Below are 23,972 nucleotides of genomic sequence, written 5' to 3'. Positions count from 1 at the left end.
ACCGTGGAAGAGCTCGTCATCCGGGACGCGGACGTCGTCGACGGCTCCGGCGACCACTCCTACCGCGCGGACGTGGTGGTGGACGGCGGACGCATCGTCTCCGTCGTCAAGGAGGCGGCGGACGCCGGCTGCCAGCGTCCGAAGGCGCGGCGCGAACTGGACGCGGAGGGGCTGGTGCTCGCCCCGGGCTTCATCGACATGCACGCGCACAGCGACCTGGCGCTGCTGCGCGACCCCGACCACAGCGCGAAGGCCGCGCAGGGCGTCACCCTCGAAGTGCTGGGCCAGGACGGGCTGTCGTACGCGCCGGTGGACGACCGGACGCTGGGCGAGGTGCGGCGGGCGATCGCCGGGTGGAACGGCCCGGGTGACGACGTCGACTTCGACTGGCGGTCGGTGGGCGAGTACCTGGACCGGCTGGACCGGGGCGTCGCGGTGAACGCCGCGTACCTGATCCCGCAGGGGACCGTGCGCGCGCTCGCCGTCGGCTGGGAGGACCGGGAGGCCACGCCCGAAGAACTGGACCGCATGCGGCAGTTGGTCGCCGAGGGCATGGAGCAGGGCGCGGTCGGCATGTCGTCGGGGCTGACGTACACGCCCGGCATGTACGCCCCGGACGCCGAACTGACCGAGCTGTGCCGGGTGGTGGCGTCGTACGGCGGCTACTACTGCCCGCACCACCGCTCCTACGGCGCCGGCGCCTTGGAGGCGTACGCGGAGATGGTGGCGCTGACCCGGGAGGCGGACTGCCCGCTGCATCTGGCCCACGCCACCATGAACTTCGGCGTGAACAAGGGCCGGGCACCCGAGCTGCTGGCGCTCCTCGACGAGGCGCTGGGGGCGGGCGCCGACATCACCCTGGACACGTACCCGTACACCCCCGGCTGCACGACCCTCGTGGCGCTGCTGCCGAGCTGGGCGAGCGAGGGCGGGCCTGAGGAGATCCTGCGGCGGCTCGCGGACGAGGCGACGGCGGAGCGGATCCGGCACGACCTGGAGGTCACCGGCTCGGACGGTTGCCACGGCGTGCCCGTGGAGTGGGAGACCATCGAGATCTCCGGGGTCGGCGACCCGGCGCTGGACGCGTACGTCGGCCGTACGGTCCTTCAGACGGCGCTGGCGCGCGGGGCGGCGCCCTGGACGGTGGCGCGGGAGCTGCTGCTGAAGGACAGGCTGGCCCCGACGATCCTCCAGCACGTGGGCCACGAGGAGAACGTCCGGGCGATCATGCGGCACCGGGTGCACACGGGCGGCTCGGACGGCATCCTCCAGGGCGCCAAGCCGCACCCACGCGCCTACGGGACGTTCCCCCGCTACCTCGGGCACTACGTGCGGGAGCTGGGGGTGCTGTCGCTGGAGGAGTGCGTGGCGCATCTGACCTCGCGCCCGGCCGCGCGGCTGCGGCTGGCGGACCGGGGGCTGGTCCGCGAGGGCTACAAGGCGGACCTGGTGCTGTTCGACCCGCGCACGGTGGGTGCCGGATCGACCTTCGCCGAGCCGCGCACGCTGCCCACGGGCATCCCGTACGTGCTGGTCGACGGGCGGTTCGTGATCGAGGACGGGCGGCGCACGGACGTGCTGGCGGGGCGGGCGGTGCGCGGCACCCCGCGCTGACCGCCCGCCCCGCCGGGGCCGTCAGGGCTTGGGCACGGTGCAGCCGCTCGCGCTCAGGTCGAGCCGGTTGCCGGTGGTGAAGCAGGCGGTGAAGGGGTAGGTCTGCTGGGCGTAGTTGATGCCCTGGCGGACCGTGACACCCCCGTTCGCGTCGACCTCGCACGGGTTGTTGACCGTGCAGCGGCCCCCGTCCTCGTTGCCGGTGTTGTTGACGGCGACCACCTTGCCGGTGGCGTCGTCGACCACCGGGGAGCCGGAGGTGCCGCCGATGGTGTCGCAGGCGGAGGTGTAGCGGACCGAGTCCTTCCAGGTCCAGTCGCCCTCCTTCAGCCGGTACGCGAAGCCGTCGACGGAGCAGCTGTAGATCCGCTTCCAGTAGCCGGAGACCACGCTGATGGCCGTGCCGGCCGCCGGTCGGGTGCTGGAGAGGGTCAGCGGGTCGATCCCGTACGCGCTCTTGATCTGCGCGTACGTGCTGCTCAGGCGGTAGATCGCGGCGTCCGTGTCGGTCATGGTCGCGTAGACCAGCCGGTTGGCGCGCAGGGTGGCGACCTTGCTGCCGCCGGCGTTCAGCAGGCCGAAGGTGCGGCTGGACGCGCGGTCGGTGAGGACCTGCCCGGGCGAGGGGAAGCCGCTCTCCAGGCAGTGGCCGTTGGTCAGCACCAGGGCCGGGTCGGTGGCGGCCGAGTTCGGCATGCGGACGACGGAGCCGGAGCAGTTGCTCAGCGAGACGGTGCCCGCGAAGTTCACCGCGGCGGCCTTCGGCGCGGTGAGTCCGGACAGGGTGTCCGCGACGGCCCCGACCGTGTCGTTGACGACGTCCGTCAGCGACGTGGCCGGGGCCGTGCCCGTGGTCGTGTCCGCGCCCGTGGGGGAAGGCGCGGCGGCGACCGCGGGGGTCGCGCCCGCCCCGGCGAGGGCCAGGGCACAGAGCGCGACGACGAGAGGTTTTCTCATGTGGGGTCCCCTCATTGCGGCGTCGGGCGGCCGGATGGTCCCGGCCGCCCACAAAGTTGTCATGCGCATTGTCAGCATGAGGGCGCCGGGCGGGCAAGGACGTGTTTTCCGACGGCCGGCCCGGCGCGACGAGCCCCCGCCGACCGGGCGCAGGACGGCCTACAGGGTCACCGCCGGGCCGGACAAAGGGGCCGGGTGCGGGGAGGCCCGGTGTGGAGGTGATGGAGGCATGCACCCACGACCGTCACCCCGGGGATAAAACCACCCGAACCGACGCGTCTCACGTGGCGGAAAACACGGCCCGAAGGGCCATACCGGGCCGTAAGCTCCCAGCATGCAGGTGATCCAGTCGACCAAGCTCGCCAACGTCTGTTACGAGATCCGGGGCCCGGTGCTCGAGGAGGCGATGCGGCTGGAAGCTGCCGGTCATCGCATCCTCAAGCTGAACACCGGCAATCCGGCGGCGTTCGGCTTCGAGTGCCCGCCCGAGATCCTCGAGGACATACTGCGCAACGTGTCGTCGGCGCACGGCTACGGCGACGCCAAGGGCCTGCTGGCCGCGCGCCGCGCCGTCGTCATGCACAACCAGACGCTCGGCATCGAGACCGACGTCGAGCACGTCTTCATCGGCAACGGCGTGTCCGAGCTGATCGTGATGGCGATGCAGGGCCTGCTCGACGACGGCGACGAGGTACTGGTCCCCGCGCCGGACTACCCGCTGTGGACGGCGGCCGTCTCACTGTCCGGCGGCACGGCGGTGCACTACCGCTGCGACGAGCAGTCCGACTGGATGCCGGACCTCGCCGACGTGGAGCGCAAGGTCACCGACCGCACCAAGGCGATCGTGATCATCAACCCGAACAACCCGACCGGCGCGGTCTACGACGAGGCGGTCATCAAGGGCCTCACCGACATCGCCCGCCGCCACAACCTACTGGTCTGCTCGGACGAGATCTACGACAAGATCCTCTACGACGACGCCCGGCACATCCCGACCGCGTCGGTCGCCCCCGATCTGCTCACCCTCACCTTCAACGGCATGTCGAAGGCGTACCGGGTGGCCGGCTACCGGGTGGGCTGGATGTCGATCTCCGGCCCGCGCGCCCACGCCGACTCCTACATCGAGGGCCTGACGATCCTGGCGAACATGCGCCTGTGCGCGAACATGCCGGGACAGCACGGTGTGGTCGCCGCACTCAGCGGCCGTCAGACGATCAACGACCTGGTGCTGCCGGGCGGCCGGCTGCGCGAGCAGCGGGACGTGGCGTACGAGCTGCTGACCCAGATCCCGGGCGTGAGCTGCGTGAAGCCGAAGGGCGCGCTCTACCTCTTCCCGCGCCTCGACCCGGACGTCTTCAAGATCAAGGACGACCGGCGGATGGTCCTGGACCTGCTGCGCCGCGAAAAGATCATGGTCGTGCAGGGCACCGGCTTCAACTGGCCGGAGCGGGACCACTTCCGGGTGGTCACCCTGCCCTCGGTGACCGATCTGCGGGACGCGGTGGGCCGCATCGGCCGCTTCCTGGACGGCTACAGCCAGCACTGAGGACTGATCAATCTCAGCACCGCTTCAACTTTAGACTGATTCCAAGCTAGGATGGTTTCCTGCCAGCATCCAGGAGGCCATCCATGTACGAACCGATCCGCTCCAAGTCGGTCCACAGCACGATGGCCGGCCCCCACGACTTCCCCCACAGGTCCCGCGAGGAGGAGCTGGACATCCAGCTCGCGGGTCACCTCGCCGCCCTGCTCGCCGTCACCGACGAGCTGCGCGCGGCGGAGCCCTCGGCCGATCTGGAGACCGCGGCCGAGCGGCTCACCGAGGAGATCACCCGCCTGCGGGGAGGACGTACGCCGGCCCGTGCGTCGGCGGCCGAACCGGGCCGCGAGCCCGACACCGCGGCCCTGCACCGGCGGGCGCACGCACTCGCCGGACGCGCCCTGGTCGTCGCCGCGTCCCGGGCGGACACGGCGGCGGCGATCCTCGCCGCCGAGCGGATGGACGCGCACACCGCGGCTCAGCAGCCGCGCCCTCTCACGTCCTCCGCCCACTGAGCCCTTCCGGGGGCTCCCTCGCACGGCCCCGGTCCGCGCGCAACCCGCAGCGACGCGCGGACCGGGTGCCACACACGTCCGGGACCGGCTGCCACGCGGCCGGTCCGGTGCCGGTTCAGGGCGCCGGCACGACCCGGCCGGACACCGCTCCCGCGTCCCTCGCGCGGCGGGCGTCCTGAACTGGGCCGTCCGTACGGCCTGGCGCTCGGGGCGCGGCACGGTGTCGGTGCTGACCATGGCGAACGACACCCGGCTTGCGTAAGCCGCGCATCAGCCGGTCCGGCCCGCCGTGACCCCTCGCCCCGCCGCCGCGCGGGGCTTTCGTCAGACCCGGTCCAGAGGGCGGTGCGGGCCGCTGGGCAGGGTCACCTCGACCGGGTCGCCGGGGCGCACCACGCCGCCCTCCTTCACGACGCTCATGATCCCGGCCTTGCGGACCAGGTTGCCCTCCGCTTCACGGCCGACGACCTGCTTCAGCAGCCCGTCCTGGAAGGCGTCGATCTGCACGCAGGGGTTGCGCAGTCCGGTGACCTCCAGGACCGCTTCCTCCCCGACGCGCAGCAACGTGCCGACCGGCAGGCCCAGCAGGTCGATGCCGCGTGTGGTGATGTTCTCCCCGAGGCGGCCGGGCGTCACGGTGAAGCCCTCCCCGGCGAGCTCGTCGAACAGCTCCTCGTGGATGAGGTGTACCTGCCGCAGGTTCGGCCGGGTGGGGTCCTGCGCGACGCGCGAACGGTGCTTGACCGTCACGCCCGCATGCACGTCCCCCTCCACCCCGAGCCCGGCGAGCAGCCGTACGCTCTCCCGGTTCGGCTTGCTGAACGAGTACTCCCCGTTGCTGCTGACCGCCGTCACCGTCGCGCTCATACCTCAACTCCCCCCGTCGCCAGGCGTGATCGCTCCGAGCCTAACCCGTGGCACGCATCGCCTCGGCGATCTCGCCGGCCGCCGCGTCCGGGATCGCCGTGGCGGCCTCCTCGAGGACGAGCAGCCGGGCCCCGGGGATCTCGCGTGCGATCGCCTCGGCGTTCCCGACGGGGAAGAACGGGTCGCGGCGTCCGTGGACGACGAGTGTGGGGAGCTTGATCTCCGGCAGGCGCTCGCGCCAGCGGGGTGTGCAGTCCAGCCTGGAGAACACCATCCCGAGCTGGTTGGCCATCTGGACCGCCGGCGCGGTGCCGGGCGTGCGGTCCCAGACGCGCGCGGCGACCGCACGTGCGGCGACCGGGTCGTCGCCGAGGATCTCCGCACCGGCGGCGGCGAAGTCCGCGACCGCCTCGCGATCGCTCCAGTCGGGCATGGCGTGCCCGAACAGCCGGCTCATCGTCGCCTGGTCGTGGTCGGGGAGATCGTCGTCGGGCGGGCCGGGCGCGACCGCGCGGGTGCCGACCAGCGTGAGCGCCGAGAAGACGTCCGGGTGGTCGAGCGCGGCGACCTGGGCGACCATCCCGCCGACGCCGATCCCCGCGAGGTGCGCGGGCCGGCCGCCGAGCGCGCCGGCGAGGGCCGCCGCGTCGGCGGCGAGGTCGCGCAGGGTGTAGGCGGGGGCCTCCGGGACGAGCGTCGTCGACGCGCCGCTGTCCCGCAGGTCGTAGCGCACGACGCGGCGCCCGCCGGCGGCGAGGCGCTCGCACAGCGCGTCGGGCCAGGAGAGCAGCGTCGTCCCGCCCGCGAGCAGGACGAGCGGCGCGTCGTCGTCACCGAACGACTCGACGCCCAAGGTGACCTCATTGGCGTCGACAGTGGTGATGGTTCGAGTCATGACACGGCAGACTCCCCCCGCCGTCCGAACTCATCGCTCCACGCAGGAAGCGTGCGGTGGACGCAGTGGCCGACAGGCCGCCGCAGCCCCGCCCCGTGGCTGCGGTGGCCCCTGCGGTGTGCTGGGGTCTCACGGCGCAGCTGTCCGAGAACTTCGGGCCGTCCACGGTTCGGTGAGTGCCGAACCGTCCGGCCCGTAGCGTGCCGAGTCCCGCGCGGGAGACGCCCGCGCCCAGGACGCAGGAGGCGCCGCGTGCCGGAGACGGATCTGAAGCAGCAGCTCACCGAGCGGTTCCGAGAGGTCAACGGGGACCATCCGATGACCGACGCGGACGACGCGTACGTCAGCGCGCAGTTCGTCGTCCTGGAGGAACTGTGCGCGGTCCAGGGCCGCGACCCCGACGCGGTGCGCCGGCTGATGCTGGACGGACGTCTCCCGCTCCCTGGCTATCTGCGCTCCGACGGCGCCGAGATGGTGCCGGCCGACCTGTTCTCGCTCGCCGACGAGGCCGGCGGCGTGGACCTGCTCGAGGCGTGGTTCACCGCTCACTGGGCCGACCCCGTCACCGGAAAGGCCGAGTGGCACGCGTACCTCAGCGGACAGTACGTGTGTCTGCACTCGGTGACCCCGGCCACCATCCGGCGGAAGGACCGGCTGACGTCTGCGATCGGCGCCGCAGTCGACGATCCGGACGCCGATGCGGTGCGGCTGCACGCCCTGGTCGACGGGCTCGACGCCCTGGAACCGGCGTTCACGGCCTACGACCGTCTCCGCTTCGGCGGGCCCACGTCCCGCGACACCTGCATCGACGCCGTGCGCGCCCGCTTCCCGCGCCCCGACCGGCACCGGGCGTAGGCGGCGTTTTCCGCACGGGTGACCGAAGACGCCCCTGGGGGCGGGGAGGGGCACGGCAACGCCGGCAGGGTGTCCGGACACGCACGTGACCTTCACCGCGCACGACCACGCGGCCTGAGCGCCGGTGCGGGACCGCGCTCGGCCGGGCGCCCCGGTCCGCGTCGGTGCGGGCCGGGGCGTCCGTCGGGTCTCGGCACGTTCGTGAGCCCCTGGGCAGGGCCGTGCCGAAGGGGCGGGCGTGGACCCGCTGCCGCCGGTTCCCGTCGGGGCGGACGGGTGGGGCGGCTCCGGGACCGGTTCCCCGCACGCCGTTGTGCGGGGCCCCGCCGGTGTGTTCCGCGGCCGGCCGTGGCGTGACGATCGCTGGTCAGGGCATCCTCATACCGGCCGGCCGCGGGGTCTGTGCGGGCGTCAGCCCAGGCGCTGCACCAGCGCGTGGTACTGGTCCCACAGCTCCTTGGGCGTGTGGTCGCCGAAGGTGTTGAGGTGCTCGGGGACCAGGGAGGCCTCCTCGCGCCACACCTCCTTGTCCACGGTGAGCAGGAAGTCCAGGTCGCCGTCGGAGAGGTCGAGGCCGTCGGTGTCGAGGGCGCCCTTGGCCGGCAGCACGCCGATCGGCGTCTCGACGCCCTCGGCCTTGCCCTCCAGGCGCTCCACGATCCACTTCAGGACGCGGCTGTTCTCACCGAAGCCGGGCCACACGAAGCGGCCGTCGTCGTCCTTGCGGAACCAGTTGACGTAGTAGATCTTCGGCAGCTTGGACTGGTCCCCCCGCTGCGAGGCGGACTTGCCCACGTCGATCCAGTGGGCCATGTAGTCGCCCATGTTGTAGCCGCAGAACGGCAGCATGGCGAAGGGGTCGCGGCGCAGTTCGCCGACCTTGCCCTCGGCCGCGGCGGTCTTCTCGGAGGCCACGTTGGCGCCGAGGAAGACGCCGTGGTTCCAGTCGAAGGACTCCGTCACCAGCGGTACGGCGCTGGCGCGGCGCCCGCCGAAGAGAATCGCGGAGATCGGCACGCCCTTGGGGTCCTCCCACTCGGGCGCGATGATCGGGCACTGGGACGCCGGCGTGGTGAAGCGGGCGTTGGGGTGGGCGGCGGGCGTGCCGGACTCGGGCGTCCAGTCGTTGCCCTTCCAGTCGGTGAGGTGCGCCGGGGTCTCCTCGGTCATGCCCTCCCACCACACGTCGCCGTCGTCGGTGAGGGCGACGTTGGTGAAGACGGAGTTGCCCCACAGGGTCTTCATCGCGTTGGCGTTGGTGTGCTCGCCGGTGCCGGGGGCGACGCCGAAGAAGCCGGCCTCGGGGTTGATGGCGTAGAGGCGGCCGTCCTCGCCGAAGCGCATCCAGGCGATGTCGTCGCCGATCGTCTCGACCGTCCAGCCGGAGATCGTCGGCTCCAGCATGGCGAGGTTCGTCTTGCCGCAGGCGGACGGGAATGCGGCGGCGACGTACTTGGACTCCCCCTGCGGCGGGGTGAGCTTGAGGATCAGCATGTGCTCGGCGAGCCAGCCCTCGTCACGGGCCATGACGGAGGCGATGCGCAGGGCGTAGCACTTCTTGCCGAGCAGGGCGTTGCCGCCGTAGCCGGAGCCGTAGGACCAGATCTCGCGGTCCTCGGGGAAGTGCGAGATGTACTTGGTGGAGTTGCAGGGCCAGGGGACGTCCGCCCGGCCGGGCTCCAGCGGGGCGCCCACGGAGTGCACGGCCTTGACGAAGAAGCCGTCGTCGCCGAGCTCGTCGAGGACGGCCTGTCCCATACGGGTCATGGTGCGCATGGACACGGCGACGTACGCGGAGTCGGTGATCTCGACGCCGAGGGCGGACAGCGGCGAGCCGAGGGGGCCCATGCAGAAGGGGACGACGTACATGGTGCGGCCGCGCATGGAGCCGCGGAAGAGGCCCTTCTCGCCCTGGAAGATCTCCCGCATCTCGGCGGGGGCCTTCCAGTGGTTGGTCGGACCGGCGTCCTCCTCCTTCTCGGAGCAGATGAAGGTCCGGTCCTCGACCCGGGCGACGTCGGTCGGGTCGGAGGCGGCGTAGTAGGAGTTGGGGCGCTTGATCGGGTCGAGCTTCTTGAACGTGCCCTTGGCGACGAGCTCCTCGCACAGGCGCTCGTACTCGGCTTCCGAGCCGTCGCACCAGACCACGTTGTCCGGCTGCGTCAGCTCTGCGATCTCGTTGACCCAGGAGATCAGTCCCTGGTGGGTGGTGGGGACGCCGGGTTCCGCGATGTCGCGCGCCACGTGTGCTCCTAAATGAGGGGTTTTTGGTTGGAGGCCCCGTGGGGGCTGCGACCCGGATGCTGGAAGTGGTGACTTTGGCGCTCATCCGGTGTCGACCGCACTCATTTGATCATCCGACGCGAGCGCCCATCTGTCCAGAGGGCCGCACAGGTGAGCAACGTGACGCTGACCACGGTTGTCGTGCGGCTTTACGCGCACGTTGAGTGGACGAAACCGAATCTTTGCGTGACAGCACGGGGCGCCGACGTGAGACGATGGCCACTTGGGGCGCTCAACAGATGGCCGCCAGGTGTAACTTACGGTTCCGTAGGTACGATGCGAGACATGACTGCGCTCGCCCCCGACACGCCCAAGGACCCTCAGGCCGAAGGCCAGGGCCCGGTGGTGACCTCTCTGCCCCACCCCGTCAAACCCAAGCTGCGCGGCTGGCTCCACCTCGGCATGTTCCCCGCCGCCCTGGTCGCCGGACTGGCGCTCACCGCCTTCGCCGACTCCCCCCGCGGCCGCCTCGCCTGCGGCGTGTACGCGCTGACCGCCTGCCTGCTGTTCGGCGTGAGCGCGCTGTACCACCGGGGCGACTGGAGCCCGCGGATGGACGGCGTCCTGCGCCGCCTCGACCACGCCAACATCTTCCTGATCATCGCGGGCACCTACACCCCGTTGACGATCCTGCTGCTGCCGCACTCCCAGGGACGCTGGCTGCTGTGGGGCATCTGGGCGGCGGCCGCCGCCGGGATAATCTTCCGCGTCTTCTGGGTCGGCGCCCCGCGCTGGCTCTACACGCCCTGCTACATCGCGATGGGCTGGGCCGCGGTGTTCTTCCTCCCGGACTTCCTGCACACCGGCGGCGTCGCCGTGCTCGTCCTGGTCGTCGTGGGCGGCGTGCTCTACAGCGCCGGCGGCATCGTCTACGGCATCAAGAAGCCCAACCCCTCCCCCCGCTGGTTCGGCTTCCACGAGGTGTTCCACACCCTCACCCTGGCCGCCTTCATCGCCCACTACGTAGGGATCTCGCTGGTGGCGTACCAGCACGCCTAGGAGGCGCCCGGGGGCACCCCGCCACCCGCTACAGGCCGCGGCTTCGACGCCGCGGCCCTTTTCGTGCCCGCGCGGACGCCCACCCCGTGCGCGACGAATGACGGTAACCCTCTTTTGAGAGTTGCTCCCATTTCGTAGCGCGACGCTGTTGCTGCCCGTCGGGCCGCTCGGTGATCGGGACATGGCCGCCCCGGAGGCCGATGCACGACAATGACCACCATGACGGCCGCACGATCCCCCCTCGCCCCCGACGCACCGCCGCGCCCCGGACTGCGCGAACGGAAGAAGATCAAGACGAGGGAGGCCATCCGCACGGCCACCTACGCGCTGGTCGAGCAGCAGGGGTACGACTCCACGACGATCGAGCAGATCGCCGAGCGCGCCGAGGTGTCCCCGTCGACCGTCTTCCGTTACTTCCCCACCAAGGAGGACATCGTCGTCACCGACGAGTACGACGAGCCGCTGCTCGCCGAACTCGCCGCGCGGCCCGCCGACGAACCCTGGGCGGACTCCGTCCGGTACGTCCTCCGCAAGACGATCCAGCTCGCCGTGGCCGAGCAGCCGGACGTCACCGTGCTGCGCTCCCGCCTGATGGTGGAGGTCCCGGCGGTGCGCTCACGGATGGCGGAGAGCCTGTCGGAGACCGGACGGCTGCTCACCGAGGCGATCGCCGGCCGCACCGGACTCGATCCGGACGGCCTGGAGGCGCGGGTGCACGCCATGTCGCTGATGGGCGGCCTGCTGGAGGTCACCGCGTACTGGGCCGAGCACGGCCACCGGGACGACTACGCCGACCTGGCCGACCGGGCCGTCGACGTGATCATGCACGGCCCGCCCGCCGCTGCATCCTGAGGCGGCGTACGCCGGTCATGGCATCCTGACCGGGTGAACGGTCCCGAGATCCACGTCGAGTTCGCCCCCGAGCTGCTGGTCTTCGTGGCGCAGGCCCGCGCCACGGGCACCGTCCGGACCGCCACCGACGGCGTCGCCGGCCTCGGCCACGTCGTCGAGTCCCTCGGTGTGCCGCTGACGGAGGTGGGCTCGCTGCTGGTGGACGGCCGCGAGGTGCCCGTCGGACACGTCCCGGCCGCCGGCGAGTCGGTGACCGTCCGCCCGCACCCACACCCGCAGCGGGTGCCCGGCGCTCCCCTGCGGTTCCTGCTCGACGTGCACCTCGGCACCCTGGCCCGCCGGCTGCGGCTGCTCGGCGTGGACACCGCGTACGAGTCGACCGACATCGGCGACCCCGCCCTGGCCGCCCGCTCGGCCGCCGAGAAGCGGGTCATGCTCAGCCGCGACCGGGGCCTGCTGCGGCGCCGCGAGCTGTGGGCGGGCGCCTTCGTCTACAGCACCCGGCCCGAGGAGCAGCTGACGTACGTCCTCGACCGCTTCGCCCCCGAGCTGCGACCCTGGACCCGGTGCACCGCCTGCAACGGCCTGCTCCGCGCGGCAGGCAAGGAGGACGTCGCCGACCAGCTCCAGGAGGGCACGCACCGCACGTACGACGTGTTCGCCCAGTGCGCCGACTGCGGGCGCGCCTACTGGAAGGGCGCGCACCACGAGCAGCTGGAGGCGATCGTCGAGCGTGCGGTCGCGGCCCGCTCCGGCCGCCGCTGACCCGCGGCTCCCCCAGGCCCCAGGCCCTCCGGGCCCCCGGGTCAGGATGCGGCGGCCTGCCGGTACCGCCCGGCCCTACCCACGGCGGCGACGCACCCGCGGCGCCCGGCACGGAGACGTCCGCCACGTGCGAGCTGTCCGAGGTCTACGCGATCAACGGCGCCTGGGCCCTGACGGGCTTCCTCGTCGTCCCGCGCGTCCTGCGCCGGATGCCCCGTCGCGCGGCCGGTACCCGCTCCCGTAGAACCGGGGCCCCGGCACGAACCGAACCCTGATGGACCCCGTGGAGCCCGCCGGTGCCGCGGGCCGGCCCGGACGGACGGTGCGGCCGGCGCTCCCGGGCGACGACCGCACCGCAAGGGCTCCTCCCCCGCACCGCAGAGGGCTGCTCCCCGCACCACGAGGGTCGCCCGCCACAAGGGGCCGCCCCCGCCCCGCTCAGCCTCCCAGTGCCGTGCGCAGGCGGTCCGAGTCGGTCGTCGGGGCGTCGCAGGTGAAGTTGCGGCAGACGTAGGCGGCCGGGGCGCCGTCGACGAGGGGGCGGTCGGCGAGCAGCGGAAACTCGTCGCTCCCCGGGGTCCCCACGGCGACCACCGCGCCGGGCGCGGTGCCCAGAAGCGCCGTGCGGTGCAGGGTCGTCGTCGCCGGGTCGTCCGGGCCCTGTCCGACCACCGCGATCTCCCGGGGACCGTCCAGCACGGCCTCGGCGACGGCGAGGCCCCAGCCGATGAAGCGGGGGACGCGCGGGCCGAGCGCCTTCACCACGCCCAGGGCCCGTTCGGCCGGGGTGCGGTGCGGCTCGGAGCCGGTGTGCGCCGCGTAGCCCAGCAGGGCGCCGGCGGCGGCGGTCCAGCCGGACGGGGTGGCGTTGTCGGTGGGGTCCTGCGGGCGCCGGATCAGCCGCTCCGCGTCCGACGCCGTGTCGTACAGGGCGCCGGACCCCGCGTCCAGGAAACGGGTCAGGATGTGATCGACGAGCAGGCCGGTGAAGTCCAGCCACACGCCCTCGCCGGTCACCGACGCCAGAGCCAGGAAGCCCTCGGCGACGTCCGCGTAGTCCTCCAGCACCCCCGCGTTGGCGCCCACCTGACCGTCCTTGCTGGTCCGGGCGATACGGGCGTGCTCGTCCAGGTGCACCCGGACCAGCAGGTCACCGGCGGCGACCGCGGCCTCCACCAGGTCCGGCCGGTCGAAGTAGGCGCCCGTCTCGGCGAGCGCGGCGATCGCCAGGCCGTTCCAGGCCGCGACCACTTTGTCGTCCCGGCCGGGGGCGGGCCGCCCCGCGCGCGCCGCGAGCAGCCGCTCCCGGACGCCGTCGATCCGGGCCGCGTCGAACGCCTCGTCGCGCTGCGGCAGTTGCAGCACCGACGCGCCCTCCTCGAAGGTGCCCTCCTCGGTCACCCCGAAGTACCGGGCGGCCAGCTCCGCGTCGTCGTCGCCGAGCACCTCGCGCAGTTCCGCGGGCGTCCACACGTAGTAGGCGCCCTCGACGTGCCGCCCGGTGCCGTCGTCGCTGTCCGCGTCCAGCGCCGACGCGAACCCGCCCTCGGGGGTGCGCAGTTCACGGACCATGAAGTCGGCCGTCTCGAGCGCCACCCGGCGCGCGAGCTCGGAGCCGGTGGTCCGCCACAGGTGGGCGTAGACCCGGCAGAGCAGGGCGTTGTCGTAGAGCATCTTCTCGAAGTGCGGCACCACCCAGTCGCGGTCCACGGAGTAGCGGGCGAAGCCGCCGCCGAGCTGGTCGTAGATGCCGCCGCGCGCCATCCGCTCGCAGGTGTCCGCCGCCATCTGCAGCGCGCCCTCCGCGCCGGTGCGGGCGTGGTGGCGCAACAGGAACTCGATCACCATGGACGGCGGGAACTTCGGCGCGCCGCCGAACCCGCCGCGCTGCGGGTCGTACTCCCGCGTCAGCCCGAGCAGCGCCTGCGCCAGCTCCTGCTCGCCGGGCACCCGGTCGTCGCCGTAGGCCAGCTCCCGGCCGGCCAGGTCCCGGGTGATCTTCCCCGCGACGTCGCCGACCTCGTCCCGCCGCTCCTCCCAGGCCTGCCGGACCCCCTCCAGCACCTGTCGGAACGACGGCATGCCGTGCCGGGGGGCGGGCGGGAAGTACGTACCGAAGTAGAAGGGCTCGGCGTCCGGCGTGAGGAACACCGTCATCGGCCAGCCGCCGTGCCCGGTGGCCGCCTGCACCGCCTCCATGTACACGGCGTCGACGTCCGGGCGCTCCTCGCGGTCCACCTTGATGCTGACAAAGTGCGCGTTCATGTCGTCGGCGGTGGCCTGGTCCTCGAAGGACTCGTGGGCCATCACGTGGCACCAGTGGCAGCTGGAGTAGCCGACGCTCAGCAGCACCGGCACATCGCGCCGCCGCGCCTCGGCGAAGGCCTCCTCGGACCAGGTCCACCAGTCCACGGGGTTGTCGGCGTGCTGGAGGAGGTAGGGGGACGTGGCCTGCGCAAGTCGGTTCGCCATGCCTCCATCCTCGCGCACGCCGGCCGCCCGCCGCGGGACGGACGCCGCCCCGGCCCGTCGTGCGGCACCCGGAGGGCCCCGGGCCCCGCGGCGGCACGGCGGGCGCGGGCCCCGGCCGTGTGAAGGGATCGTGACGGCACGGCCGTTGATCGCCGCACCCTCGCGCCGGGGGCCCGGCCGCAGCACACTCGTAGGCGACGAAGTCGCCGTCGGAGGGGGACGTGACATGCGGGACGGCCATCGGGCGGAAGCCGAGCGGCTGTTGGCACGGGCCGTGGAGGAGGAGGTGCGCCGGACGGGCGGGCGCACCGACGGGAAGGTGCTGCTCTCACGGGCGCGCGGGGCGCTGGACACGATGGCGCTCACGGCGGCCGAGGAGTACGAGGCGTACACCCGCGCCCTGGACGAGACGGAGGCCGGCCGGCTCACCTTCCGGCAGCGCTACGCCCGCGAGGGCGCCGGGACGCCGCTGCTGGTGGCCGGGGTGGCGGGCCTCGCGGCCGTGGTCGCCGACATGGCGCTCGGGACGGGCACCGGGACCGCGCTCGGCGCCGGGGTGGCCGTCGGCGTGGCCGGCGCGGCGGCGACGGTGGTCAAGGTGGCCGGTGCGCATGTGCCCGCCGCGCACCACCGGGCCGGTGCGGCCGGCCAGCCGGGCGGGCCCGACCAGCTGCGCCTGCAGTGGCTGACGGCGCTGGAGGTGCGCGGGATCCGCCCGTTCCTGGACCAGCAGCGGGTCCTGACCGCGGCCACGCCGCCGAAGAAGAACGGGCCGCGGCTGCGTGGCGCCGACAAGAGCGCGGCGGCCCGGGGGCGCAGCGTCCTGGAGCAGTCGTTCGGGCAGCTGCCGGAGCCGCTCGGGGCGTTCGCGGGGCGGCGGCAGGAGATGGCACGGATCCGGCAGTGGGTGCAGGCGGCCCGCGCGAGCACCGGGACCCGGCCCACGGTGGTGGTGCTGCACGGGGTGTCCGGCAGCGGCCGGACGACGCTGGCGGTGCGGGCGGCGCACGACCTGAGGGACCACTTCCGCGGGGCCTGCGTCGTCGACCTGCGCGGCGACAGCGGCGGCGAGCCTCCGCTGTCCACCCGGGACGCGCTGCTGCACCTGCTGAACCGGCTCGGGGCGCCGCGTGAGCAGCTGCTGTTCCGGGAGCGGTCCTCCCCGGACCAGCAGGTCAAACGACTGAGCGAGCTGTACCACCAGCATCTGACCGGGACGCCGGTCACCATCGTGCTGGACGACGCGTCCGACCCGCAGCAGGTCCGCACGCTGATTCCGGACCGTTCCGACAGCCTGGTCCTGGTCACCTCCCGCGCCCCGCTGGGGCTGCCGGAGGACCTGCCCGCGACGGTGCACCAGCTGCCGGTGGAGCCGCTGGACGCGCCGGGCGCGGAGGAACTGCTGGCCGCCGCCGCGCAGGACGACGCCGGCCCGTACGACGCCGAGGCCACCGACCGGGTGCGGGAGCTGTGCGGGGGGCTGCCGCTGGCGCTGCGGCTGGCCGGCGCCGCCCTGGGGCCGCGCTCACCCCTCGCCCTCGCCACCGACCTCGGCGCCTACGGGCCGGTCGAGCCGGTCGAGCGCGCCCTGTGGCTGCGCTACACCGACCAGCCGGAGACCGTACGGCGGCTGCTGCGCCGGCTGGCCCTGGCGGGGCGCGCCTCGCTCGGCGCCGCCGCGGCCGCCGCGCTGCTCTCCACCGACGAGGCGGAGGCGACCCGGCACCTGGCCGCGCTGCACCGGGCCGGGCTCGTCGACCGCGTACGGCACAGCCGCTACCGGCTGCACGACCTGGTGCGCACGTTCGCACTGGCCCGGCTGCTGGACGAGGAGCACCCGGACGAGCGCGCGGCCGCGCAGGAGCGGCTGATCGTGAACTACGCCGAGCTCGCCGACTCGGTGCTGCGGCTGGTCGACGGCAACATGTCGACCCGCTCCGACCGGTTCGGCTCGTACGGTTTCACCTCGCTGGACGAGGCGCTGCGCTGGCTGGACGACGAGTCCAGCTTCATCACGGCGGCGCTGCGGCACGCGGAAGGCGTGGACCGGGGCGCGGTGCTGAACCTGCTCGGCGCCCTGTGCGACTACTGCCTGCTGCGCGGCGACCTCTACCGGCTGGGCGAGATCAACGAGCTGGCGCAGGCCGTGGACGAAGGGCTGCTGGTCCGCTCCGTGCAGTGGCGCACCGGCATCGCGGCACGTCAGCTGGGCGAACTGGACAAGGCGCGGACCACCCTCACGTCGGTGGTGGACCTGTACCGGGAGGCGCAGCACGAGGCGGGGGCGGCGCGGGCACTCACCTCGCTCGGCATCACGCTGCACCACCAGGGCAACCTGACGGAGGCGTCGGCGCGGCTGAGGGAGGCGCTGGAACTGCAGGCGTCCGACGCGCTGGCCACGGACCGCGCCTGGACGATGCACGCGCTGGCGGCGGTGGAGCGCGACCGGGCCCGGCTGGCCGAGGCGCTCGAACTGCTCACGGAGTCGCTGGTGCTGCACCGGGCGGGCGAGTCCGTGCACGGTCAGGCGTGGGCGCACTTCCAGCTGGGTCAGCTGCATCTGCGCCGGGGCGACGTGCCGCGCGCGGAGGGTGAGCTGCGCACCGCCCTCGACCTGTACGGCCGCACCCGCGACGAGCGTGGCGAGGCGTGGGCGCTGACCGAGCTGGCGCGGGCCCGGCTGGTCGACGGCGACGCGGGTCCCGCGGTGGAGGAGCTGCGCCGGGCCGCCGCCCGGCACCGGGAGAACGAGGACGCGCGTGGCGAGGCGTGGACGCTGTACTACCTCGGCCAGGCCCTGGAGGAGACCGGTGACCTGGACCGGGCGGTGCGCGAGCTGGAACGCGCCCGCACGATGTTCTCCCGCATGCGGGACGTCTACGGCCTGGCCTGCGCCCGGCACCACTCGGCGCGGGTGACCCGGGACCAGCGGGCGGCGCAGACGGGCAGCCTGCGTAACTCGGGCTTCGCCCGTCAGCTCCTGGTCGACGCGCGCGCCGACTTCCAGCGGATCGGGGTGGCGCACGGCGAGGGGTGGACGTGCCTGGAGCTGGCGGTCGTCGACGCGGGCAACGCGCGCACCCCGCAGGCGCTGGCGCTGTGCGACGAGGCGGTGACGCTGTTCGCCTCCTACGGCGACCGGCGCGGCGAGGACTGGGCACGCTTCCTGCGCTGCACGCTGCTGCCGTACGCGGCGCCGGGCGGCACGGAGGTCGGTACGGCGGTGGCCCAGCAGGAACTCACGGAGCTGGGTCGCGCCGGCCACCCGGCCCGCGACCCCAAGCTCACCGACTGCGTCGAGGCGTACCAGCTCCTGCTGGAGCGGGGCGTCACCCTGGAGGCCGGCTGGCAGGCCTGGAACCTCGGCCTGGTCCCGGCCCGTCAAGCGCACGAGATCATGGGCGTCCCGGTCCCCGTGGACGCGTAACCCGCGTCGGACGCCGGCCGGCGGGGCACTCCCCGCCGCGCGGGGCGCGCCCCCCGGCGACAACGGCCTTGACGCGGGCCGGCGTCCCCCGCGGGGCGCTCGGGCCGGGGCGCCTCACCCCGTCGGCGCCGCTGCGGCCGGGAAGCGGCGCGAGGCGTGCCTGAAGCGGCACCCGGCCGGGGTGCCGGGTGCCGTGCGTGTGCGGGGCCTCAGGCCGTGGACTTGGAGCCGTCGGAGACGGCGCCGTCCTTGTCGTCGGGCTCCGCGAAGTTGACCCGGCCCATGTGCCGGCTCATCGACTTCATCAGCCCCCAGACCGCCAGGGCCATCACCGCGAACACGATGAAGCCGAGGACACCGGGGGTGACCTTGTCCTCGTCGAATTCCGCGGCGAGGGGGACCAGGTGCGTCATTGCCAGGCTTGCGCTTGCGCTCATGTCAGCCATTGTCCCGGATGCCCGCGAAGAGGTCGTCCTCGGGGAGGGAGGTGTCCACGAGCGACTTCGCGAGCTCGTACTCCTCGGTGGGCCAGACCTCCTTCTGGAGGTCCAGCGGCACCCGGAACCAGCCCCCGTCGGGGTCGATCTGCGTGGCGTGCGCGATCAGCGCCTTGTCCCGGATCTCGAAGAAGTCGGCGCACGGCACGTGCGTGGTGAGCGTGCGCTCCTTGCGCTCGAACTCGTCCCACCGCTTCAGCCAGTCCCCGTACGGCGACTCCAGGCCGCGCTCCAGCATGGCCTGGTGCAGCGCCTCGGTGCGGGGGCGGTTGAAGCCCTGGTTGTAGTAGATCTTCAGCGGCTGGAAGGCCGGGCCGAACTCGTCCTCCGGGTACTTCCCGGTGTCCGCCGCCCCCTCGAACGCCACCATCGTGATCTTGTGGGTCATGATGTGGTCGGGGTGCGGGTAGCCGCCGTTCTCGTCGTAGGTGGTGATCACCTGCGGCCGGAAGGAGCGGATCTTGCGGACCAGCTCACCCGCCGCCTTGTCGACGTCCTCGAGGGCGAAGCAGCCCTCCGGCAGCGGCGGCAGCGGGTCGCCCTCGGGCAGACCCGAGTCGACGAAGCCCAGCCACTCCTGCTTCACACCGAGGATCTCCCGGGCCTCGTCCATCTCCTTCTTGCGCACTTCGTGGATGTGCTCCTCGATGTACGGGTCCCCCTGGAGCTTGGGGTTGAGGATGGAGCCACGCTCCCCGCCCGTGCAGGTCACGACCAGCACGTCCACCCCCTCGGACACGTACTTCGCCATGGTGGCCGCGCCCTTGCTCGACTCGTCGTCGGGGTGGGCGTGCACGGCCATCAGTCGCAGCTGGTCAGTCAAGACTCAATCCTCAAGTCGTGGGCCGCCCTGGGTACGGCGGCGCAGTCGCAGGCTTCTATAGTGACGGAACCGGGGGGCGAAAAATTCCGGAGCGCCGCTCCCGGGGACGGTCCGGGGACGCCGGCCTCTTCCTGCCGAGGAGACGATCATGAGTACGTCGAGCACGCGGCTGCCCGAGGGCCGTTACGGCCGCTCCTCGGACCAGCGTGCCGACCGCACCCTCAAGGTCGTCGGCGGAGTGCTCGCCGTCCTCTTCGTCGCGCTGATCGGCTGGTTCGGCTACCACTACGTCGCCCAGAACGAGATCAGCGGCGAGCTGATCGGCTTCGAGGTCGGCGAGGACGCGGTGAAGGTGCACCTGGAGGTGCACAAGGACGCGGGTGTCGTCGGCTACTGCACCGTGCGCTCCCAGGCCGAGGACGGCGCCGAGGTCGGCCGCGCCGACTTCCGCTTCGGCAAGGACACCACCCGCGTCGACCAGGTCGTCACCCTGCGCACGACCTCCCGCGGCACCAGCGCCGAGCTCGTCGGCTGTCACGCCGAGTGATGTGGCGGGGAAAACCTCGCCACTGACCTGCACCGACGGGAATTCGTGCGCTTATGTCCTCCCCCTGCGGGCACTGAATTGTTAGGCTCGTGGTTTCGCCCGTCCCCGGGGGTCCATCCTTCTGGGTAGGGCGATGCTTTGTATTCCCAGTACCTACGAGGAGCACCTGTGACCCAGACCAGCGAGAACGTCACCTGGCTGACCCAGGAGGCGTACAACAAGCTCAAGGACGAGCTTGAGTACCTTACTGGTCCCGCGCGCTCGGAGATCGCCGCCAAGATCGCCGCCGCGCGCGAGGAGGGCGACCTGCGTGAGAACGGCGGGTACCACGCGGCCAAGGAGGAGCAGGGCAAGCAGGAGCTCCGTGTGCGCCAGCTCACCCAGCTCCTCGAGAACGCCAAGGTCGGCGAGGCCCCCGCGGCCGACGGCGCCGTGGCGCCGGGCATGGTCGTGACGATCGCCTTCGACGGTGACGAGGACGACACGCTGACCTTCCTGCTCGCCTCCCGCGAGTACGCGAGCTCCGACATCGAGACCTACTCGCCGCAGTCCCCGCTGGGCTCCGGCGTGATGGGCCACAAGGTCGGCGAGGACGCGGAGTACGAGCTGCCCAACGGCAAGAAGGCCTCGGTGACGATCCTGAAGGCCGAGCCCTACAGCGGCTGACCCGCCTCACGCGAGTCCCCACGAACCCCCGGCGCCACCGGCGCCGGGGGTTTCGTCATGCGGCGGCCGAGCGGTACTTACGGACGGCGAGCGTGCGGAAGACCGCGATGATCAGGATCGAGTAGATCACCGACGCCCACACCGGGTGCTGCATGGGCCAGGCGTCCGAGGTGGAGACGCCCGGGTTGCCGAACAGCTCGCGGCAGGCCTGGACGGTGGCGCTGAACGGGTTCCAGTCCGCGATGTGCCGCAGCCAGGGCGTCATGTTGCTGGAGTCCACGAACGCGTTCGACACGAACGTGACCGGGAAGAGCCAGACCAGCCCGCCGGAGGTGGCCGCCTCGGGGGTGCGGACCGACAGGCCGATGACCGCGCCGATCCACGTGAACGCGTACCCGGTGAGGAGCAGCAGTCCGAACGCGCCGATGACCTCGCCGATGCTGGTGTGGGTGCGCCACCCGACCAGCAGGGCGACGACGGCGAGCACGAGCAGGGTGAGCGCCGTCTGCACCATGTCGGCGAGGGTGCGGCCGGTCAGCACCGCGCCGCGCGCCATCGGCAGGGAGCGGAAGCGGTCGATGAGCCCCTTGTGCATGTCCTCGGCGATGCCCGCGCCGGCCCCCGCCGTGGCGAAGGTGACGGTCTGGGCGAAGATGCCGGCCATCAGGAACTCGCGGTAGACCTGCGGGCTGGTGCTGCCGCCGATGTCCATGGAGCCGCCGAACACGTACGAGAAGAGCACCACGAACATGATCGGCTGGATCAGCCCGAAGATGACCACCTCGGGGATGCGCATCATGCGGATCAGATTGCGCTTGGCGACGACCAGCGAGTCGCGGATCGACTGACCGATGGCGTTGCCGGGGGCCGCGACCCGCACGGCGTCGGTGACGGCACTCACTTCGCGGCCTCCTCGTTCTGGCGCTGTCCGCGTCCCTTGCGTCCCTTGGCCCCCTTGGCCTCCGTCTCGGTGGAGCCCGCGCCGGTGCGCGGCGCGTCGTCGCCCTCGCCGTCCCCGCTCTCGGCGACATGACCGGTGAGCGAGAGGAACACGTCGTCGAGGGTGGGGCGGCGCAGTCCGATGTCGTCGATCTCGATGCCCTCGGCGTCGAGCTCACGGATGATCTCAGCGAGGAGCTTCGCACCGCCGGAGACCGGCGTGGTGATCTTGCGCATGTGCTCCTCGACGGAGGTGTCGCCCTGACCGAGCCCGCGCAGGCTGTACTTGTCCAGCAGGGCGGCCGCCGCGCGGATGTGCTCGCGCTCGTGCACCACGACCTCGACGCGCTCGCCGCCGGTGCGGGCCTTGAGCTGGTCGGAGGTGCCCTGGGCGATGACCCGGCCGTGGTCGACGACCGCGATGTCGTGCGCGAGGTGGTCGGCCTCCTCCAGGTACTGCGTGGTGAGCAGCAGGGTCGTCCCGCCGGAGACGAGCTGCTTGATCACCTCCCACAGCTGCTGGCGGTTGCGCGGGTCGAGGCCGGTCGTCGGTTCGTCCATGAACATCACGGGCGGGGAGACGACCAGGGCGGCGGCGAGGTCGAGGCGGCGGCGCATGCCGCCCGAGTAGGTCTTCGCGGTGCGGTCGGCCGCGTCCGCGAGGTGGAACTGCTCCAGCAGTTCGTCCGCGCGGGCCCGGGCCGCCTTCGCCTTCATCTGGTACAGCTGCCCGACCATCTGGAGGTTCTCCCGGCCGGTCAGGTACTCGTCGACGGCGGCGAACTGGCCGGACAGGCCGATCGAGCGGCGTACGGCGTCGGGCTGCTTCAGCACGTCGAGGCCGGCGACGACGGCCTTTCCGCTGTCGGGCCGCAGGAGGGTGGTGAGGCAGCGGACGGTGGTGGTCTTGCCCGCGCCGTTCGGCCCGAGCAGCCCCAGGACGGTGCCCTCGGGGACCTCGAGGTCCACGCCGTCCAGTGCCCTTACGTCGCCGAAGGTCTTGACCAGACCTTCGGCATAAATGGCGCCTGGCATATGAATCTCCACGTCATCGTGATTCTTCGGAAAAGCCTAGGTCGGTGCGCCGGTGTCCGCCGAGATTTTCCGCCCCCGCACGGCAGTGGGGCGTCAGCGGCCGGACCACGACATGCGACACACCATAACGCGATGTATCGCGTCTCTCAATGGGATTACCCGAAGGGGTGAAGCCGCTTCCGGCGTCAGCCCGTCACCGTGTAACCCGCCTCGCGCAGGGCCTGCTCGACCTCGGCGCAGTGCGCCGGGCCCTTCGTCTCCAGGTGCAGCTCGACCTCCGCCTCCGTGAGCCCGAGCCGGGGGTCGGTCCGTACGTGGCTCACGTCGAGGACGTTAGCGTCGACCACTGACAACGCCCCGAGAAGCGAGGCGAGGGCACCCGGCCGGTCGGTCAGCCGCAGCCGTACGGCCAGGTAGCGGCCCTGCGCCGCCATGCCGTGCCGCAGCACCCGCTCCATCAGCACCGGGTCCACGTTGCCGCCGGACAGCACCGCGACGACCGGACCCTCGAAGGCGTCCGGGCGGCTCAGCAGCGCCGCGACCGGGCTCGCCCCGGCCGGTTCGACGATCATCTTGGCCCGCTCCATACACAGCAGCAGCGCGGCCGACAGCTCGTCCTCGGTGACCGTGCACACCTCGTCCACCAGCTCGCCGACCAGCTCGAACGGCACGTCGCCCGGCCGCCCCACCTTGATCCCGTCGGCCATCGTCACCGGGTGGCCCAGGGTCACCGGGCGCCCGGCGGCCAGCGAGGGCGGATACGCGGCCGCGCCCTCCGCCTGCACCCCCACGATCCGCACGTCGGGCCGCAGCGACTTCACCGCGACCGCGATCCCGGCGGCCAGCCCGCCCCCGCCGACCCCGACGACGATCGTGCGCACCTCGGGGCACTGCTCCAGGATCTCCAGTCCCACCGTGCCCTGGCCCGCGATGACGTCCGGGTGGTCGAAGGGGTGGATGAACACCGCACCCGTCTCACGCGCGTACTCCTGGGCCGCGGCCAGCGACTCGTCGACCACCTGACCGTGCAGGCGCACCTCGGCGCCGTACTCCCGGGTCGCGCTGATCTTCGGCAGCGGGGCGCCCTTGGGCATGAACACCGTCGAGCGCACCCCGAGCAGCGACGACGCCAGGGCCACGCCCTGCGCGTGGTTGCCGGCGCTCGCCGCGACGACCCCCGCGGCCCGCTCCTCGGGGAGCAGCCCGGCGATCCGCACGTACGCGCCGCGCAGCTTGAACGACCCGGTCCGCTGGAGGTTCTCGCACTTCAGCAGCACCGGCGCGCCCACCTGCCGGGAGAGGTGCCGGCTGCCTTCCAGCGCGGTCGTGCGGGCCACGCCGGAGAGCATCTTGTGAGCGCCGCGCACGTCGTCGAGAGTGACGGTGCGCAGCCGGTCGGCCGTGCTGTAGCTCATGCCTCCAGC

Annotated in this window: 20 protein-coding genes; 10 read left to right on the top strand and 10 right to left on the bottom strand. The window is 72.5% G+C overall.

Annotated elements, in window-relative coordinates:
• The first annotated feature begins 3 nt into the window (after positions 1 to 3).
• Positions 4 to 1,614, top strand: coding sequence for an N-acyl-D-amino-acid deacylase family protein (locus F3L20_RS04650; RefSeq protein ID WP_150152476.1), 1,611 nt, complete (start codon positions 4 to 6; stop codon positions 1,612 to 1,614).
• 21 nt (positions 1,615 to 1,635) lie between these two features.
• Here F3L20_RS04650 and F3L20_RS04645 read toward each other — a convergent pair whose 3' ends face one another.
• On the bottom strand, positions 1,636 to 2,571 hold the full coding sequence (locus F3L20_RS04645; protein ID WP_150152474.1) for a S1 family peptidase: 936 nt from the start codon (positions 2,569 to 2,571) through the stop codon (positions 1,636 to 1,638).
• A 334-nt stretch (positions 2,572 to 2,905) separates the two neighbouring features.
• On the opposite strand from F3L20_RS04645, the gene F3L20_RS04635 reads away from it, so the two are divergent.
• On the top strand, positions 2,906 to 4,117 hold the full coding sequence (locus F3L20_RS04635; protein ID WP_150152468.1) for a pyridoxal phosphate-dependent aminotransferase: 1,212 nt from the start codon (positions 2,906 to 2,908) through the stop codon (positions 4,115 to 4,117).
• An 83-nt stretch (positions 4,118 to 4,200) separates the two neighbouring features.
• Entirely contained in the window at positions 4,201 to 4,626 is a 426-nt protein-coding gene (locus F3L20_RS04630) for a hypothetical protein (RefSeq protein WP_150152465.1), read from the top strand.
• A 324-nt stretch (positions 4,627 to 4,950) separates the two neighbouring features.
• Here F3L20_RS04630 and F3L20_RS04625 read toward each other — a convergent pair whose 3' ends face one another.
• Complete coding sequence (locus F3L20_RS04625) at positions 4,951 to 5,493, bottom strand: MOSC domain-containing protein (protein WP_150152462.1); 543 nt, start codon at positions 5,491 to 5,493, stop codon at positions 4,951 to 4,953.
• A 40-nt stretch (positions 5,494 to 5,533) separates the two neighbouring features.
• On the bottom strand, positions 5,534 to 6,376 hold the full coding sequence (locus F3L20_RS04620; protein WP_150157218.1) for an alpha/beta fold hydrolase: 843 nt from the start codon (positions 6,374 to 6,376) through the stop codon (positions 5,534 to 5,536).
• 264 nt (positions 6,377 to 6,640) lie between these two features.
• On the opposite strand from F3L20_RS04620, the gene F3L20_RS04615 reads away from it, so the two are divergent.
• Positions 6,641 to 7,243: a DUF6058 family natural product biosynthesis protein gene (locus F3L20_RS04615; RefSeq protein ID WP_150152459.1), complete on the top strand. Its 603-nt coding sequence runs from the start codon at positions 6,641 to 6,643 to the stop codon at positions 7,241 to 7,243.
• Between the two features lie 411 nt (positions 7,244 to 7,654).
• Here F3L20_RS04615 and F3L20_RS04610 read toward each other — a convergent pair whose 3' ends face one another.
• A complete protein-coding gene (locus F3L20_RS04610; protein WP_150152456.1) occupies positions 7,655 to 9,487 on the bottom strand; it encodes a phosphoenolpyruvate carboxykinase (GTP) in 1,833 nt (610 codons plus the stop codon).
• A 324-nt stretch (positions 9,488 to 9,811) separates the two neighbouring features.
• Between F3L20_RS04610 and trhA the strand changes: the two genes are divergently transcribed.
• From trhA to F3L20_RS04595, 3 genes are all read left to right on the top strand, one after another.
• A complete protein-coding gene (gene trhA, locus F3L20_RS04605; protein ID WP_150152453.1) occupies positions 9,812 to 10,525 on the top strand; it encodes a PAQR family membrane homeostasis protein TrhA in 714 nt (237 codons plus the stop codon).
• A gap of 219 nt (positions 10,526 to 10,744) precedes the next feature.
• Positions 10,745 to 11,377, top strand: coding sequence for a TetR/AcrR family transcriptional regulator (locus F3L20_RS04600; RefSeq protein WP_150152450.1), 633 nt, complete (start codon positions 10,745 to 10,747; stop codon positions 11,375 to 11,377).
• Positions 11,378 to 11,410: 33 nt separating this feature from the next.
• Positions 11,411 to 12,142: a Mut7-C RNAse domain-containing protein gene (locus F3L20_RS04595; protein WP_150152447.1), complete on the top strand. Its 732-nt coding sequence runs from the start codon at positions 11,411 to 11,413 to the stop codon at positions 12,140 to 12,142.
• A gap of 438 nt (positions 12,143 to 12,580) precedes the next feature.
• On the opposite strand, the gene F3L20_RS04590 is transcribed toward F3L20_RS04595, so the two are convergent.
• Complete coding sequence (locus F3L20_RS04590) at positions 12,581 to 14,614, bottom strand: thioredoxin domain-containing protein (protein WP_167534461.1); 2,034 nt, start codon at positions 14,612 to 14,614, stop codon at positions 12,581 to 12,583.
• A gap of 226 nt (positions 14,615 to 14,840) precedes the next feature.
• Between F3L20_RS04590 and F3L20_RS04585 the strand changes: the two genes are divergently transcribed.
• Positions 14,841 to 18,041, top strand: coding sequence for a tetratricopeptide repeat protein (locus F3L20_RS04585; protein ID WP_150152441.1), 3,201 nt, complete (start codon positions 14,841 to 14,843; stop codon positions 18,039 to 18,041).
• Between the two features lie 209 nt (positions 18,042 to 18,250).
• Here the strand turns inward: F3L20_RS04585 and F3L20_RS04580 are convergent, their stop codons facing one another.
• Both F3L20_RS04580 and mca read right to left on the bottom strand, forming a co-directional pair.
• Positions 18,251 to 18,487 carry a hypothetical protein gene (locus F3L20_RS04580; RefSeq protein ID WP_167534460.1) on the bottom strand — a complete coding sequence of 79 codons (237 nt, stop codon included), beginning with the start codon at positions 18,485 to 18,487 and terminating at the stop codon, positions 18,251 to 18,253.
• Entirely contained in the window at positions 18,480 to 19,361 is an 882-nt protein-coding gene (gene mca / locus F3L20_RS04575) for a mycothiol conjugate amidase Mca (protein WP_150152435.1), read from the bottom strand. The genes F3L20_RS04580 and mca overlap by 8 nt, the downstream gene beginning before the upstream one ends.
• A gap of 148 nt (positions 19,362 to 19,509) precedes the next feature.
• On the opposite strand from mca, the gene F3L20_RS04570 reads away from it, so the two are divergent.
• Both F3L20_RS04570 and greA read left to right on the top strand, forming a co-directional pair.
• Complete coding sequence (locus F3L20_RS04570; protein ID WP_145827108.1) at positions 19,510 to 19,908, top strand: DUF4307 domain-containing protein; 399 nt, start codon at positions 19,510 to 19,512, stop codon at positions 19,906 to 19,908.
• Positions 19,909 to 20,076: 168 nt separating this feature from the next.
• Positions 20,077 to 20,574: a transcription elongation factor GreA gene (gene greA, locus F3L20_RS04565; RefSeq protein WP_145827107.1), complete on the top strand. Its 498-nt coding sequence runs from the start codon at positions 20,077 to 20,079 to the stop codon at positions 20,572 to 20,574.
• Between the two features lie 55 nt (positions 20,575 to 20,629).
• On the opposite strand, the gene F3L20_RS04560 is transcribed toward greA, so the two are convergent.
• The 3 genes from F3L20_RS04560 to ilvA form a co-directional block, all read right to left on the bottom strand.
• Positions 20,630 to 21,475: an ABC transporter permease gene (locus F3L20_RS04560; protein WP_145827106.1), complete on the bottom strand. Its 846-nt coding sequence runs from the start codon at positions 21,473 to 21,475 to the stop codon at positions 20,630 to 20,632.
• On the bottom strand, positions 21,472 to 22,548 hold the full coding sequence (locus F3L20_RS04555) for an ATP-binding cassette domain-containing protein (RefSeq protein ID WP_150152432.1): 1,077 nt from the start codon (positions 22,546 to 22,548) through the stop codon (positions 21,472 to 21,474). Before F3L20_RS04555 ends, F3L20_RS04560 begins: the two co-directional genes overlap by 4 nt.
• A 185-nt stretch (positions 22,549 to 22,733) precedes the next feature.
• Positions 22,734 to 23,963 (bottom strand): threonine ammonia-lyase, encoded by a 1,230-nt coding sequence (gene ilvA / locus F3L20_RS04550; protein WP_150152429.1) that lies wholly within the window; start codon positions 23,961 to 23,963, stop codon positions 22,734 to 22,736.
• Between the last annotated feature and the right edge of the window lie 9 nt (positions 23,964 to 23,972).

Source organism: Streptomyces tendae, assembly GCF_008632955.1.
Taxonomy (GTDB): Bacteria; Actinomycetota; Actinomycetes; order Streptomycetales; family Streptomycetaceae; genus Streptomyces.
The sequence above is the reverse complement of the archived record's forward strand: the minus strand, read 5'-3'. Positions and strand labels throughout refer to the sequence as shown.

Excerpts from the sequence above, each read along its gene's own strand:
- F3L20_RS04645 (WP_150152474.1), bottom strand. The coding sequence starts at position 2,571 with ATGAGAAAACCTCTCGTCGTCGCGCTCTGTGCCCTGGCCCTCGCCGGG.
- F3L20_RS04635 (WP_150152468.1), top strand. The coding sequence starts at position 2,906 with ATGCAGGTGATCCAGTCGACCAAGCTCGCCAACGTCTGTTACGAGATC.
- F3L20_RS04630 (WP_150152465.1), top strand. The coding sequence starts at position 4,201 with ATGTACGAACCGATCCGCTCCAAGTCGGTCCACAGCACGATGGCCGGC.
- F3L20_RS04625 (WP_150152462.1), bottom strand. The coding sequence starts at position 5,493 with ATGAGCGCGACGGTGACGGCGGTCAGCAGCAACGGGGAGTACTCGTTC.
- trhA (WP_150152453.1), top strand. The coding sequence starts at position 9,812 with ATGACTGCGCTCGCCCCCGACACGCCCAAGGACCCTCAGGCCGAAGGC.
- F3L20_RS04600 (WP_150152450.1), top strand. The coding sequence starts at position 10,745 with ATGACGGCCGCACGATCCCCCCTCGCCCCCGACGCACCGCCGCGCCCC.
- F3L20_RS04590 (WP_167534461.1), bottom strand. The coding sequence starts at position 14,614 with ATGGCGAACCGACTTGCGCAGGCCACGTCCCCCTACCTCCTCCAGCAC.
- F3L20_RS04585 (WP_150152441.1), top strand. The coding sequence starts at position 14,841 with ATGCGGGACGGCCATCGGGCGGAAGCCGAGCGGCTGTTGGCACGGGCC.
- F3L20_RS04580 (WP_167534460.1), bottom strand. The coding sequence starts at position 18,487 with ATGGCTGACATGAGCGCAAGCGCAAGCCTGGCAATGACGCACCTGGTC.
- F3L20_RS04570 (WP_145827108.1), top strand. The coding sequence starts at position 19,510 with ATGAGTACGTCGAGCACGCGGCTGCCCGAGGGCCGTTACGGCCGCTCC.
- F3L20_RS04555 (WP_150152432.1), bottom strand. The coding sequence starts at position 22,548 with ATGCCAGGCGCCATTTATGCCGAAGGTCTGGTCAAGACCTTCGGCGAC.
- ilvA (WP_150152429.1), bottom strand. The coding sequence starts at position 23,963 with ATGAGCTACAGCACGGCCGACCGGCTGCGCACCGTCACTCTCGACGAC.